The organism is Streptomyces violaceorubidus, from assembly GCF_000717995.1.
In the GTDB taxonomy this organism is placed as follows: Bacteria; Actinomycetota; Actinomycetes; order Streptomycetales; family Streptomycetaceae; genus Streptomyces; species Streptomyces violaceorubidus.
The window spans coordinates 39439-53613 of record NZ_JODM01000039.1 but is presented as its reverse complement, the minus strand read 5'-3'; the positions used below and the strand labels follow the sequence as shown (position 1 = coordinate 53613).

At 70.3% G+C, this 14175-nt stretch carries 12 protein-coding genes and 1 pseudogene; 6 read left to right on the top strand and 7 right to left on the bottom strand.

Annotation, left to right across the window (positions count from 1 at the left end; translation table 11 throughout):
• Nucleotides 1-348 precede the first annotated feature (348 nt).
• Nucleotides 349-1527: a sensor histidine kinase gene (locus IE94_RS0131120; RefSeq protein WP_078606628.1), complete on the top strand. Its 1179-nt coding sequence runs from the start codon at nucleotides 349-351 to the stop codon at nucleotides 1525-1527.
• An 8-nt stretch (nucleotides 1528-1535) separates the two neighbouring features.
• The gene (locus tag IE94_RS0131115; RefSeq protein ID WP_037924070.1) at nucleotides 1536-2192 is read left to right on the top strand and encodes a response regulator transcription factor; all 657 of its coding nucleotides are present in this window, start codon (nucleotides 1536-1538) and stop codon (nucleotides 2190-2192) included.
• A 173-nt stretch (nucleotides 2193-2365) separates the two neighbouring features.
• On the opposite strand, the pseudogene IE94_RS38535 reads toward IE94_RS0131115, so the two are convergent.
• The 3 genes and pseudogenes from IE94_RS38535 to IE94_RS0131105 form a co-directional block, all read right to left on the bottom strand.
• Nucleotides 2366-2539, bottom strand: a pseudogene (locus IE94_RS38535) (ATP-binding cassette domain-containing protein); the annotation flags it as partial.
• 466 nt (nucleotides 2540-3005) lie between these two features.
• A complete protein-coding gene (locus tag IE94_RS0131110; RefSeq protein ID WP_030190959.1) occupies nucleotides 3006-3380 on the bottom strand; it encodes a PIN domain-containing protein in 375 nt (124 codons plus the stop codon).
• The gene (locus IE94_RS0131105; protein WP_030190958.1) at nucleotides 3377-3631 is read right to left on the bottom strand and encodes a hypothetical protein; all 255 of its coding nucleotides are present in this window, start codon (nucleotides 3629-3631) and stop codon (nucleotides 3377-3379) included. The genes IE94_RS0131110 and IE94_RS0131105 overlap by 4 nt, the downstream gene beginning before the upstream one ends.
• Before the next feature lie 388 nt (nucleotides 3632-4019).
• Here IE94_RS0131105 and IE94_RS42025 point away from each other — a divergent pair, with 388 nt between their 5' ends.
• A complete protein-coding gene (locus IE94_RS42025; RefSeq protein WP_106978099.1) occupies nucleotides 4020-4244 on the top strand; it encodes an FCD domain-containing protein in 225 nt (74 codons plus the stop codon).
• Nucleotides 4245-4544: 300 nt separating this feature from the next.
• Nucleotides 4545-4934 carry a hypothetical protein gene (locus tag IE94_RS0131095; RefSeq protein ID WP_030190956.1) on the top strand — a complete coding sequence of 130 codons (390 nt, stop codon included), beginning with the start codon at nucleotides 4545-4547 and terminating at the stop codon, nucleotides 4932-4934.
• A gap of 72 nt (nucleotides 4935-5006) precedes the next feature.
• Here IE94_RS0131095 and IE94_RS40080 read toward each other — a convergent pair whose 3' ends face one another.
• Nucleotides 5007-5153 (bottom strand): hypothetical protein, encoded by a 147-nt coding sequence (locus IE94_RS40080; protein ID WP_157849409.1) that lies wholly within the window; start codon nucleotides 5151-5153, stop codon nucleotides 5007-5009.
• Nucleotides 5154-5324: 171 nt separating this feature from the next.
• On the opposite strand from IE94_RS40080, the gene IE94_RS38530 reads away from it, so the two are divergent.
• Both IE94_RS38530 and IE94_RS0131080 read left to right on the top strand, forming a co-directional pair.
• Nucleotides 5325-7289: an alpha/beta hydrolase family protein gene (locus IE94_RS38530; RefSeq protein ID WP_078606624.1), complete on the top strand. Its 1965-nt coding sequence runs from the start codon at nucleotides 5325-5327 to the stop codon at nucleotides 7287-7289.
• 384 nt (nucleotides 7290-7673) lie between these two features.
• The gene (locus IE94_RS0131080) at nucleotides 7674-8453 is read left to right on the top strand and encodes an SDR family NAD(P)-dependent oxidoreductase (protein ID WP_030190952.1); all 780 of its coding nucleotides are present in this window, start codon (nucleotides 7674-7676) and stop codon (nucleotides 8451-8453) included.
• Nucleotides 8454-8520: 67 nt separating this feature from the next.
• Here IE94_RS0131080 and IE94_RS39600 read toward each other — a convergent pair whose 3' ends face one another.
• The 3 genes from IE94_RS39600 to IE94_RS0131065 form a co-directional block, all read right to left on the bottom strand.
• A complete protein-coding gene (locus IE94_RS39600; RefSeq protein WP_030190950.1) occupies nucleotides 8521-9492 on the bottom strand; it encodes a PAS domain-containing sensor histidine kinase in 972 nt (323 codons plus the stop codon).
• 746 nt (nucleotides 9493-10238) lie between these two features.
• A complete protein-coding gene (locus IE94_RS0131070; RefSeq protein WP_030190947.1) occupies nucleotides 10239-10622 on the bottom strand; it encodes a hypothetical protein in 384 nt (127 codons plus the stop codon).
• Nucleotides 10623-10791: 169 nt separating this feature from the next.
• The gene (locus IE94_RS0131065; RefSeq protein WP_245235349.1) at nucleotides 10792-13944 is read right to left on the bottom strand and encodes a DPP IV N-terminal domain-containing protein; all 3153 of its coding nucleotides are present in this window, start codon (nucleotides 13942-13944) and stop codon (nucleotides 10792-10794) included.
• Nucleotides 13945-14175 lie beyond the last annotated feature (231 nt).

The window sequence follows — 14175 nt, the reverse complement described above, 5'->3', positions numbered from 1 at the left end:
ATGAGTGAGATCACCACGCCAACGACAAGGGGCCCTGTCTCGTCACCACACCCGCTGACCAGCCCATTTCACCCACCAGCACAGGATGAAAGAGGCTCAGTGAGTGCCACACGAGAAGGGCGCACAGCGCCCGCCCGGGACCGGCTTCAAAGAATTGCCTGGAGCTGTGTTTGAGGTCCATACGCGGAAGGCCAGGAGCGGGCCATCCCCGGCCGAATCGGCTGTCGGATGCCCCGTCCGCAGACCAAAGCAGGGACGCGGAGGCCGTACCCATACTTTGGTGCGGAAGTCGAGCCGCTCGTGCCGGGCGGTTGGTAACCGGATGGTCGGCATTCTACAGTGGCCGACGTGATCAGTGCTCGGCGGATCCGGGAGGTGCCCCCGTTGGTCGTGGATGTGGGCCTGGCGGCCGTCGCCGGGGCCCTGACCGTGCTGGCCGCCCGCCTCCAGGTACTGGGACTGCCTGTCTATCCGCAGCTGACCAGCGGCGCGGCGGTGAACGCCGTACTTCCGCAGGGTCTGTCACGGAGCCCTTCGGGCGGCAGCGTGGCGCTGTTGGTGTGTGCGGCGCTGGTGTGGCGGCGTCGGCGCCCGGTCGCACTGACGGTGGCGACGACCGCACTGACCGTGGCGTGGCCCGTGGTGGTACCGCTCCTGGTGGGGCTGTACACGGTGGCCGATCGCTGTTCGGCGCGCGTCACTGCCTGGGTGAGCGGACTCGCGATGCTGCCGGTGGCCGTCCAGTTCGTACGCACGGTGCAGTCGGGCCTGCACGGGGTCGCAGATCTCGTGGCGGGAGCCGCGCTGGTGGGGACGGCGACCGGCTGGGGCATGGTCGCGGCCGACCGGCGTGCACGTGCCGCACGTGCGGCAGCGGACGCCGAGACACGCGTGGAGCTGGCCAGGCGACGGGTGCGCGAGGAGATCGCCCGCGAAATGCACGACGTCCTGGCTCACCGGCTGACACTGCTGAGCATGCACGCCGGGGCGCTCTCCTACCATCCGGATCCGTCCCCGGAACAGGTGAGGGAGGCGACCGGAGTGATCGTGGAGAGCGCCGGCCGCGCTCTCGAGGACCTGCAGGACATCCTCCAGGTCCTGCGCACGCCTGCCGTCACGGCGCGGGTCGAGCCGCCCCAGCCGACGCTGCGCGAGGTGACCGGGCTCGTCGAGGAGACCCGGGAGGCGGGGATGCGGGTGGAGTTCAGCGAGCGGCTCGAGGAGATGAGCACACTGGACGACATCAGCTCACGCACCGGGTACCGCATCGTGCAGGAGATCCTGACCAACCACCGCAAACACGCACCCCGCTCGGTCCTGCGGCTGGCCCTGGCCGGCGGGCGGGCCGACGGACTGACCGTGACCGCGTCCAACGCCCTCGACGCCTCGCCCGGCCCGCGCCGCGCGGTGCCCGGCCAGGGGCTGGTCGGGATGGCGGAGCGGGCGCAGCTGGCCGGTGGGCGGATGCGCCAGGACCGCGACGCTGGTGTCTTCCGGTTGGAGGTGTGGTTGCCGTGGAAGCGTTGAACCGCCTGATGATCGTCGACGACGACCCGCTGGTGCGCTCCGGCCTGCGTCTGATGCTGTCCGCGGCACCCGACATGCAGGTGGTCGCCGAAGCCACCGACGGCAGCGAGGTCGTCGAGCTGGTCGCCCGGCACCGGCCCGATCTCGTGCTGATGGACATCCGTATGCCGGGGCTGGACGGCCTGGCCACCACTGAACTACTGCGCCGACGCCCGGAGCCGACGCAGGTGCTGATCCTCACCACCTTCACGACCGACGGGTACATTCTGCGGGCCCTGCGGGCGGGCGCCGCCGGTTACCTCCTCAAGCACACCCCTCCGCCACAGATCATCGAGGCCGTACGCAATGTGCTGGCCGGTGAGCCGGTGCTGTCCAAGGAGGCCGTACAACAGCTCATCGCCACGGTGGCCGACCCGGTACAGCAGACCGTCGCCGACACAGACCGTGAACAGAAGGAGGCCGTCGAGCTGCTGGACCGGTTGGGCGAGCGTGAGCGGGAAGTCGCTCTGGAGGTCGCTCGCGGACTGACCAACGCCCAGATCGCGGCGGCGTGCTACATGAGCCTGCCCACGGTGAAGGCACATGTGTCGCACATACTCACCAAGCTCGATCTGAACAACAGGGTGCAAATCGCCCTGGTCGTGTATCGCGCGGGACTCGTCTGAGCCCCACCCCGGGACCCGAGAGCGCCCCGGGCGGGGCGAAGGCCTGCGAGGGCCCTTGTCAGCGCTTTTCGGCGGGGGCCGGGCGCCGTCGGATGCCGAACCCGCCGCGGACCCACCATGCGGACAGGGCGACGAGCACGCCGGCGAGCGCCAGGCACAGCCCCGTCACCGTCCAGCAGGGTCGTCTTGCCCGCCCCGTTCGGGCCGACGAGCGCGGCCATCCGTCCGGCGGGCAGCCTGAAGGAGGCGTCGCGCAGCGCCCACCCGCGCCGGTAGTACCTGCCCAGCCCGCGGGCCTCGACAGCGAGGGCTTCGGGGACTTGCCCGTCTTGTGTGGAGTAGGTCATGACGTGCTGGCCTGCGTTCCTCCTGTGAGGGGTCAGCGGCGGGCCGCGCTCCGTGTGCGGCGACCCCGGCTCAGACCCGGTCTCACCGCTGCCGGGCCCGGTGGGGCGGCGCACGTGACGAAGCTATGGCCTGGGCGGCGGTGGAACTTCGGCGAAAAGTCGGTGAGCCATGGCTGCCGGAAGTCGGGGCCCGTGACGAACTTCTATACCTTGGTCGGCCGTTCAGGGACGGACGCCGGACTCCGGTGGCCGTCGGCATCGTGAAGTTGCGGTTCACGGGGCTGGTGTGCGTTTGGGGAGGCCCGTGCCGGTCGCGGGCAGGCGACGCATGTCGGCGGCCGGGGCACCGTCATCGGGGCCGATGGAGCCGGTGGCTCGACGGCCGGCAGCGCAGCCTCGGCCGTCGACGCCGTCCAGTCGCCGCACAGCAGGCACACGTCCCTACCGGGCAGTGGAGCGGCGCAGGTCAGGCAGGGTTCAGCGGAGTGATGCCGGTACCCGCGTACAGGTCGGGCCGGAGCGACAGGACGGTGAGCGGCTCGCCTGCCTTGATCGCGTGCCAGGCGATCACCGCCGTGTGAGCGATGGGCCAGTCCGTGTCGGGCCAGCCCATCGTGTCGACTGCGTGGGCGGCGGTGAAGGGGACGTGCTCTGCGAACCGCAGGGACGCCGCGTGCCGGCCGGCGCCGGCGGCCTCCCGTTCGGCGGCCACGACGGCCAGGGAGGGGAGGACGACGCGGCCGGTGCCGCGTGAGGCCTCGATGTAGAGGCCGGTGAAGAAGGGGTCGGCCCGGAACAGGGCGGACAGCGCGGTGTGGTCCAGGACAGCCGTCACGTTCACGCGGCGGCGCCACCCTGATGCGCGCGGATCTTCGCCCAGGCGTCCTGGCCGGCCTGCCGAACCTGCTCGCTGTACTCGACGCCGAGCTCGCGGGCCGCCTCGGCGGCGCGCTCCTCCCGTTCCGCCCGCGTGAGCTCGCGGGAGGCGAGCTCCTCCAGCAGTTCAGTGATCGTCGTGCCCCTTTCCTCTGCCAGGACCCGCAGCCGGTCGCGCACGTCCTCACTTGTCTTGATACTCGTCGGCTTGCTCATGCGACCGATTCTACCGCCGGTAGAACAGGAGTGACATGTGCGGCAGGCGACGAGGAGCGGCAGAGAGACCGGGTCCTGCGTGGTCCGAAGGCGGCCGGGCGACGGCGACGAGCCGGCCGCGGATGCGTCGCGCGTCACGGCACACCGTCCGAGCGGCGCACGGTCGCATGCGTCAAACACGGCGCGATGCAGCCGAGGTGATCCAGGCACGCGGCGTGTCGAGCACCGTACGGGCAGGTGCTCAGGCGATGTCCGTGTCCGTGTCCGTGTCCGTGTCACGCTCCACCGTGCGAAAGAGGCGGACGGTCAGGCAGCATGGAAATCGTGTGCCGGGCCGCCACGCCACTCCACCCACCGCCGGTCGTCCAGGACGGTGGCCGCCGAGCACATGACCGCGATGGCGGCCACCGACGACCCGGAGCGTCTGCTCGATCACGACCTCGCCTTCCACCAAGTCGTCGTCCCCGCCGCGGGCAACGAGACCCTGGCCGGGCTCGTCGAGGGCCTGTCGACACGCACCCTGTGGGCCCGGCCCCGTCTCTACCGGGGCCACGGCGATGACGGGGCACTGGTCCGCACCCGTGTGGAGCAGCGGCCCACCTCTGCGGTGTGAAGGACTGGATCGCGGATCAGTCCGGTGTCAGGGCACCCTGCCAGTCACGGAAGACGTGTGGATTCCGGCCTTCCGCATGGTCCAGCGGTGGCGTCCGGTGCGGGCGCCGTCCCGGGCTCATGACGGCCGGGGAGACGCAGGCGCGTCAGCCGTGGTCAAGGCCAGAGGTCGAGCCGCGCAGACAAACTCCGTTGCCCACGGGGCTGACTGAACCTCCTGAGGGCATATTCCGTTCCCTGGGTGACATGCCTCATCCGGCATGGCGACCACCAGCAAGTAACCCAGGAAGCGGAGCAGTTCATGCCCAAGAAGTTCAAGCCGGGACGACGTACGACCAGCGCGCTGGGCGCCCTTCTCGCGGCCTCCGCAGCCGTTGTCGCTATCGGCTCCCCTGCCTCGGCGGCGATCAGCAACCACCGCGTGCAGCTGTGCGCCCAGGGCAACTACAGCGCCGACATCACCTGGTCGACCGGTGCCCACTCCTACGTGGTGAACCCCGGCCAGTGCCAGACCTTCGACATCTCGGGCACCGGGCCGTACACCATCGGCGGCTTCTACAACGTCAGCCACGCGCACTTCAACATCACCACGGTTGTGCCCCTTCCTGGCGGATTCAACCAGGACACGCCCGGCAGCAAGTGGGGCGCGATGGGCACCACCACTGATCCCTACACCGAGCGCTGGCAGTAGGCATACGGCGGCCGCCGAGGCGGTCCGCCCTCGCGCCGACTTCACGTACGCCGCGGTCATAGAGCTGGACGACTACCCCGGCTTCGACCGCAGCGTGCCGGCCGGCTTCGCGACCGCCTGCTCGACCTCACGCCGGTCCGCCTCGAGGAGGCCGGGCCGGTGGTTGCGCGCGACCCGCGCGACGCTGTCGCGGGACTTCGCCGGATACCGCTTCGGCACTGCGACATCCTTCCAGGCCGCCTCTCAGCAAGCCAGGTCAGTGTCACCCATCCGTGCCGTCGTCAGACGCGCTGGGGAACACGGCCTCGACTGGCCGGGCTCCTTGAGCGGTCACCCGGCCTGGTCCGAACGTGTGCCAAGTCCGCAGACATCGCGTGACATGCTGAGAGGATGATTGAGGAGAAACAGAACACCATGGCGGAGCAAGCCGTCCGGGACCGGGTGGTGGACTGGCTGGAGCGGGCCGAGGGACCTGGCTTCGGCCGTGTCACACGTATCGATCAGTGGGACGTGACCCCCGACGGCCTGCACGTGGCGGCGGTCGGCACTGTCCTCTCCGGTCTGGACGGTCGAAGTCACCGTGTTCTGTGTGTGATCGCCACCAGCGACGGGGCTTGCCTGGAGTACGACGTGCGGGCAGATCGCGTCTCGTGCGGTCCTGGTGTCGTGGCCGTCGCTGCACAGGGCCGTCTCACCTGGTTCGACCTCGCCGGAGAAGTCTGGTCCGAAGGACCGACTCTGCCCGGGTCCGTCGAGCAGCTCCATGTCTCGGCGGACGGCCGACGGGTGCTCGTCGTGCTGGCCGCTGACCAGTCCGCGTGTTACAGCGCGGCGGGACGTGTGTCTGCCGCGCCGTCGCAATGGGAACCCCTTGTCTTCACCTCTGAGCCGGAACGGCGTCGTCAGTGCTACGTCGTGGACCGGCACAGCGGTTCCGTACACAACGTCACTCCGGCCGGCCTCAACGTCTGGGAGATGTGCTGGGCCGGTCCGGACGCCGCTCTGGCCGTCTGTTCGGCACAGCCTGGTGAGTCTGGCTGGTACGACCCCCAGCTGACGCGTATAGAACTTCCGTCGGCGGCAGCCACCTGCCTCTATGTCCCGCCACAGGGCCGCCAGTTGGCCTCGCCGGTCTGGGCCGGTGGCCGGAGCGCCGTGATCGAGGCGACCTGCAGCGACCGCGGAGTGGTGGCGGGAGATGTGATCCTCCTGGACCCGGAAGGGAACGCGGTACCCCTCGACACGCAAGGAGTGGACGTGTCGTCGCTCCACTTCCCCGCAGAGGGACACCTCGGATACGCGGGACTGCGCGGACTGGTGACCGTCATCGGACGAATAGATCCGGAGATGGCGGCCGTCACCCAGGTCCGGTCGACGAACCAGACCTTCCACGGCTGGACCCCGCAGATACGTACCGACACGGCGGGCCGCTTCCACGGCTTCCTCGAGTCCTACGAGACGTGGCCGCGTCTGGTCACCGTCACGGAGGCGAAGACGCGTACCGTCTTCGACCCGGCTCACGAGGGCACGGCCTTCGTGCGGGACCGGTCCGGGAGGATGGAGGAGGTCTCCTGGACCTCCTTTGACGGTCAACGGATTGAGGGCCTGCTCGTCGTCCCCGACGGCCCGCCGCCGTATCCGCTGGTCGTCAACGTCCACGGCGGACCGGTGTCGTCGTGGCGCAACTGCTGGGGCGTCTCCAACTCGGACCGCTATCCGCTCGCACCCCTGCTGGCATCGGAGGGGTACGCCGTACTGCATCCCAACCCGCGTGGCAGCCACGGCCGCGGGGAGGCCTTCACCCGCTCGGCCGTCGGGGACATGCTCGGCGCACCGGTACAGGACCTGCTGAGCGGGATCGACCACCTCGTCGACCGAGGCGTGGCCGACCCCACGCGGATCGCCGTGACCGGCACCAGCTACGGCGCCGTCGTGAGCCTGTTCCTGCCCACCGTCGACCGGCGCCTCGCAGCCGCGATCGCGGTGTCCCCCGTGAGCGACTGGAGCAGCCAGCACTACACGTCCAACATCCCCCGCTTCGACGAACTGTTCCTGCAGGACAGCCCCCATGCCGCGAACAGCGCCTACGTCCACCAGAGTCCGCTGTTCACCATGACGCGCAACCGTACGCCCACCTTGGTGACCGCGGGCCTGCTCGACAAGTCCACCCCACCCCAGCAGGCCGTCGAAGCGCACCAGGCACTGCTGCACGCCGGTGTCGAGACCGAACTGGTCCTCTACCCCGCCCAGGGCCACGGAGTACGCGACTTCCCGGAAACCACCGACCACCTCTGCCGCACCCTCCTGTGGCTCCACCGCCACCTGGCCCCGCAACAGGAGCGGCTGACTCGGTGAGCTGAGGTGTCGGTGAGTGACGTGCCTGCTGTCCTGCCCTCTCCCGAGCCGCACGGGGCGCCGCCCGCGGTCATCGCGTCTCGTCCACCGCCGGGGCCGGGCTGCCGCCGCGAGTGAACGGTAGGCGGCCGGGAGAGAGCGATGCCGTCGGCCACGGCGACAGTGAGTGCCACATCGAGACGCGCTCATCGAGAACGCGCTCGATGTCGGCAGTGCCGCCGACCGCGGCGTCGCAGAACGTCGTGACCGGTGCCGTACCGGTCTGTGCGTTTCAGTCGCGGTCAAGAACTCTGGTGGCCACCCGGACCGCGGCTGGACAGAGATACGTAGGATGTGTCTCTACATGTGAGCAGACACATGTGCATCGACATGACCGGAGGAGCCGTGGATCTTCGACTCGAGGGCCGACGAGCAGTGGTGACCGGCGGCAGCCGGGGTATCGGTTTCGCGATCGGCCGGGCGCTGGCGGCTGAGGGGGCGTCAGTCGCCCTGGTCGCCCGTTCCGCCGGCCATGCCGAGGAGCAGGCGGCGCGGCTGCGCGCGGAGACCGGCGCAGAGATCATCGCGGTCCCCGCGGACACCGGGGTGGACGCTTCGGTGACCGAGATGGCCAGGGCCGTGCGAGAGCGGCTCGGCGAGGTGGACATCCTCGTGAACAACGCCGCCACCACCAATCCAGGAGCGTTCCCCGACTCCGCCCTGGAGGACGAGATCAACGTCAAGGTCCGCGGCTATCTCCGCTGCGTCCACGCCTTCGCCCCCGGGATGGCCGAGCGTGGCTGGGGCAGGATCATCAACATCGGCGGACTGGCGGCGCGGCAATCCGGGTCGGTGACCGGCTCGGTGCGCAATGCTGCCGTGGTCGCCATGTCGAAGAACCTCGCGGACGAACTCGGCCCCCGGGGGGTCAACGTCGTCTCCGTCCAGCCCGGTGCCACCAGGACGCTCACCTGGCTGAACAACCTGGATCGTCAGGCGTCGGCCGCGGGTGTCAGCCGTACGGAACTGGAGGAGCGGTACGCCGCCACGGTGGGCATCGGCAGGCCCGTCGAACCCCACGAGGTGGCGGCTGTCGTCGCCTTCCTGGCCAGCCCGCTCAGCGTGGCGATCAACGGCGACACGATCGCCGTGGGCGGCGGGATCAAGGGGCCGATTTACTACTGACCCGGCCCCGGACGAGCACACACGTGCCGGTCGCCATGGGTGGACGGCAACCGTGCGGTACGACCGCTCAGAGCGGGACGACCGCCGTGATCGTGGTGCCGGTGTCCGGGGCGTGGGTGACGGTCAGGGTGCCGCCGAGAATCGCGGCCCGCTCGGTCAGCGCGGCCAACGCCGCGAGGTCCTCCGCCTGGACGGGCGGTGCGCCGTCGTCCTGAACGGTGACCACCGCACTGGCGCCGATGGCGGCGCTCACCTCGACACGACCGGCCCGACCGTGTGCGACGGCCCGTTCGACGGCCTCGACGACCAGCAGGTACAGATGGGCCTCGACCAGGTCGGGGAGCCGCTTGGCCGGCATGCCCGAGAAGCCCAAGGGCACCGGGCAGCGGCGCGCGAGGGCGGTGAGGGCCGCCGACAGCCCTCCGACGCGCAGGGCACCGGGACTGAGCGCGTCGGTGACCTCCCGGACTCCGGCGAGCGCCTCCTCCAGGTCACGGGCCGTGTCGTGGAGGAGGTCGAGCGCGCCGGAGGGGGCGGTGCCCAGCTCCTGCCTGGCCAGGCTCAGCCCGAGCAGGGCTCTGACCATGCGCTCCTGGACACCGTGCTGAAGAGTCATGGCGTACCGGCGTTGGCGTTCCGTCTGCCGGTGTGCGAGCAGCCCCGACGACCGGTTGCCCTCCCCCGCTCCGCCGCCGACGGGGAGCGGCACCGGAAGAAACCGGAAGACGTACAGTGCCGTCCCGCCCTCCGGGCCGTTCCACGGTGTCAGGGTCCACTCGACGGGCAGCAGCGAACCGTCGAGTCGGGCAAGCATGCCCTCGCCCCGCACCGGGCCGGTCAGTTCCCCCGGCTCCGGGTGCTCGTCGGTCGCGGTGACCGGACGGCCGTCGCGGCCCAGCAGGTCAGCCGGACGGCCGTGGCCGAGCGCCGCGGCGGCCGCGGGATTCGCGTAGCACACCAGGTGGTCGGCGTCGACGGCCCAGACAGGCTCCGTCACCATGCCGAACACGCTTCCCCCGCCGTCGGCAACCGATGTCATCACGCACGTTCCTTCCCCCAGCCCAGTATGTGCCGCCCCAACGGCGCCGGTATCCGTCGAGCGCCGCGCGGCAGGCGGCAGCCCCGCACGTGGCGACACAGGAAACCCGGCGCCCCTGACAGCGCCTGATGCCGCTGCCCCGACTCTCACAGGCGCAGCCAGGGTCTGCATCAGTCATATGACTTGGAACGGGGGCCGCACGACGGCCAAGCGACCGGCACTGCCGTACGACGCCGCCTGCGGAACACCTTCCCGCCGTGCACCGTCGCCGGTCGTGATCGATGACGAACGGTGGTTCCCCCAAGGTCTCCCAGGCCTGAGGAGCCCGTAGTGCCAGCCTCTCGACGAGTGCCGTGTGTGGGCTCCGGCCGGTTCCCGAACCGCCCTGGGCTGTTTGGTGATCAGGGATGCGGGGGCGCCGCACCCGTGCCATTCCGGCGTCGATGCAGCGGGTGTACGTCTTCTCCCATCGACAGATGACCCGCCCGGCGGCGCACGTCGAGGAGATCAGGGTCGGCGGTACTGGCACGGGTCCGGTTGACCGAGCCGACGAAGGGCGTGCGGGTGCCTGTCCACTGGCTGCCGAGCGGTTCGTTGACATCGGCGGCATGCAGGCGGGAGCGACCCATCTCAACGTGTTCTGGTTCCAAAAAGCCGGGGGACGTCGTCGACGTCCCCCGCTCCCTGTACCTCCTGCTGCGCACCGGACCTGTGGCCGCCCGGCCACATTGCCCGGGAACAGCCCGTCAGTCGTTGGGGTATTCGATCCAGTAGTGGCTGTTCGCAGCCGTCGTGCCGAGTGAAGCGAACTTCCGTCCCGAGGTCGTGGAACTCATCCACACCTCGGCGCCGTTGCCGGCGGTGGGCATCATGAAGGTGTCGTCCGACGTGTTGTAGTGCCCCTGGACGGAGAACTTCCACAGGTTGCCGTAGTTCGGCACGGTGAGCGTCTGGCACTCACCTGGATTGACCCAGCCGGCGTACGCGTTGCCGTACTGCGCGTTCTCGTAGAACCACCGCGAGGCGTAATTGCCCTGCGAGCAGAGCTGGATCCGCCCCGTACCGATCGCGGCCGACGCCGAGCCGGCCGGAACGATCGCCGCTCCGAGGCCGGCGGCCAGAACTGCCACCGCTGATATGAACCTGCGTGTCTGCATCGAGAAGTTCCCCCATCTCATCCAGTGATGATCTGTGTGACCGCTGTGGACAGAACGAGATCTTATGACGTGTTACTGACCCGAACAAGCCGATCCGTGGCGAGATTTGTTCGCTCCTCTCCATTCCGAGTGGGTGCTCCGACTACATGTCGAAGAGGCGTTCCGCGCAGCACGGTTCCCGGCGCAGCCGGCGGCTGACGTCGAGCCAGTCGGTGGGGTCCACCGCCCGCGGCTGTCGCGCGGTCGCGGCGTACGCACCGACGAGGTCGTCCTGTCGGTGGACGATGCCGTCGCGCATGGCCCAGGTGGTGCGGATCAGATCGTCGAAGTCCTCGAAGGGGTTGCCGTCGACGGCTGTCAGATCGGCGACCTTGTCGGGCTCCACGGTGCCCAGGTCGTCCGCCACGCCGAACAGACGGGCAGGCACGACGGTGGCGGTGCGCAGGGCCTGTGCCGCGGAGAACCCGTGGGATCGCAACGCGCGCAGTCCCAGGTGGACATGGAGGCCGATCGGCGCAAGCGGCGCGTCGGTGCCGAGGGCGAGCGTGCCGCCCTGGTCTTGGATGCGCCGGTAGACGGCCATCTCCTCGGCGACGGCCCGCAGTGCCGACTCCGTCGGTGGAGCCGCCGCGTAGTGGTCGACGAGCGCGGTGTCCCACGGTGGCATGAGCGTGGTGACCCGGGGATCCTCGGCCAGCTCGGGGGCGGCGCCGAGGAGGGCGATGGCCGTGAAGGGGGTGAGGACGAGCTTGAAGTCACCACCCCGGTAGGTCTCCAGGACGTCCTGGTAGGAGTGGCCCGTCGGCGAGTGGGCGTGTCCGTACTCGGTGCGCTGGGTGGCGGCCAGGTGGGTGGTGAGGTCCTGTCCGACGCCGATGCCGGGTGACAGGAAGTGGCTGCCGGACCGTACGCCGAGGTCCTCGTGCGCGGTGCGGGCCGCTTCGCGCATGGTCCCGGCGCAGGCACGGACGTACGTCTTGACGAAGTCGTAGTCGAGTGCCGTGGCTCGTTCCAGGGAGCGCCGGACGCCGTCACGCGTGCGGTGCGCCCTGCCCATGCTGTAGGCGACGCGGCTGCCGTCGATCAGCTCACCGGTGGCGAACAGGCGCGGTCCCCTCATGTGGCCCGACTGGACGGCCTCCCTGATCCTGACGGCTTCGTGGGCGAAGCCGCCCAGCGACACGTTGGTCGTGACGCCGTAGGCGAGCATGAGACTGCTCTGCCGGCCGCCGTAGGTGTACTGCCAGGGGTGGGTGTGCGAGTCCCACAGCCCCGGGATGACGGTGAGGGCGGAGGCGTCGACGAGTCGCTCGCCGGCCGGAGCGCCCGCCCGGTGGGGTTCCACGGCGGCGATGCGGTTGCCGCGGACGACGATGTCGACGTCCTCCAGGACCGTGTCGCCCGTGCCGTCCCACAGCCGTCCGGCGTGCACCCGGGTGGCGTTGGAGCGGGAGGGCAGCCGACGGCGGTAGGACAACGGGACGGGCAGGGCGCGGTCCTGGGTGCCGTCGCGGTTCACGAGCCGGAGGGTGCCCGCCGCCTCGTAGAGCAGGGTCCGTGAATCCCCGGACCACGAGGGGTGGTCGGCCGCCCTGTCCGTGACGCGCCGGGCCTCGCCCGCGGGGGAACCGTCCGCGTGGACCGGAAGGATCCACAGCGCGGACTCCATGACGAACGCCATCGCCGAGCCGTCGGGAGCCCACACCGGGCCCGCGTTGCCCCGGTCGGAGAGTGAGGCGTGCGCGAGAGGCTGGTGGGCCGTCCATCGGCCGGTCTCGGTGTCGACCACGCGGATGAGGTTGTAGCCCTCACGGAACCGCTGGTTGAGGCGGTTGCGGTCGCAGAAGGCGACGTAGCGGCCGTCGGGCGACCATGTCGGCCTGCTGGGCAGCCCGTTCGCGCCGAGGGGGGTGACGAGTACCTTCTCGGTCCCGCTCGCCAGGTCCTTGAGCAGCAGGCTGCCGGTGATGTCCTGGCAGGCGAGCCGGGTGCCGTCGGGGGAGAGCGCGGGGTTCAGACGTCCGCCGCCCGCGACGATCTCGTCCCGGTCCTCATCGAGCCAGTAGCGGTGGACGGCGATCAGTCCGTTGCCCTCGGGGCCGCCTTCGTAGGAGTAGAGGAGGCTGCGTCCGTCCGGTGCCCAGGAGGGCATCTGGACGTAGGCGGCCGGATCGGCCTGGACGAGCTTGCGGGGACGACGGCCGATCGGCATGACCCACAGCGCGTTCAGGGCGGCGAACGCGACGGACGCGCCGTTCGGGGAGAGCACCGGCAGGTGGATGCCTCGTACCGGACGCGCGGCCGTCGAGTCGAACTCGTAGCGCTTCTCGGGGTAGGAAAGCACGGGCACGTTCAGGGAGGCGGTGAACGGGATGTGCTCCGCGACGTCCTGCGGGGCCGACCGGCCGGGCCGCCGCACCCGCAGTTGTCCGTCGGCGACGTAGTAGAGCCGTCCGTCCGCGCCCCAGGACGGCGGGAGGGGGGAGACGTCCTCCCCGTCGGTCACCGGTTCGCCGTCGACCAACAGGGTGGCGGCGGCCGCGTCGGCCGGGATGACGGCGTCGCCGACGTGCACGTAGGCGATCTGGCCGGCCGGGCCGAGGGCAGGGCCGGCCAGAACGCCGCTGTCCACCGTGCGCAGCACCGTCACCTCTCCGCCCCGGGCGGGTACGGAGGCGAGGGTGCGTCCGGCGCCGGTACCCTTGTCGGCTCGGACGAAGACCAGTTCGTCGCCGTCCGGGTGCCAGGCGGGGTCGTAGTCCTCGGTGCCCGGCTCCTGCGTGAGCCGGGTCAGCTCGCTGGTTCGGACGTCGACGGTCCAGATCGAGTAGGAGCTGCCGGTGACGGGGTCCCCGCCCCGTTCGGACGCGAACGCGACGCGGGTGCCGTCCGGGGACCAGGCCGCACCGCGGTCGTCCCAGGGTCCGGACGTCAACTGCCGCAGTTCCGTGCCGTCGGGCCGCATCGTCCACAGGTGGAAGCCGCCGCCCCGGTAGGCGCACACCGCGATCCGGGAGCCGTCCGGCGACCACGCGGCTCGCGTGGGTTCCAGATCGACCGGGGTCAGCGCCGTCGCCGATCCGCCCTCCCGGGGCAGGGACCACAGAATGCCCTGCACTTCCATGACGAGTCGGCGCCCGTCCGGGGACACGATCACGGACGCGTTCGTGCCGGCGGTGAGTTGGAGGGCCCTGGTGCCGTCCACCGCGGCCGGGGCGCCTTGCTGCGACGGGACAGCGCCTGCCTGCTGGGCCGGGGCCAGGGCGGCGGCACCCAGGCTGCCGATTCCGGCCATCAGGACACCACGTCGCGTTAATACATGTTCACTGAACGTCATGCGGACATGCTAGGGCCCGCGGCGTCGACCGGCACGTACCGAAACGGCCACGGTATCCAACGTATCTGGACGGGTGCCGACCGGAACTCGATCCCAGGAGGGTACGCCGCTGCCTCGGAAGATTTCTGCCCCTCACACATGTTTTCTCGGGCCGCGTCGAGGTTGAACACTGGGCTCTCGGGACCGCGG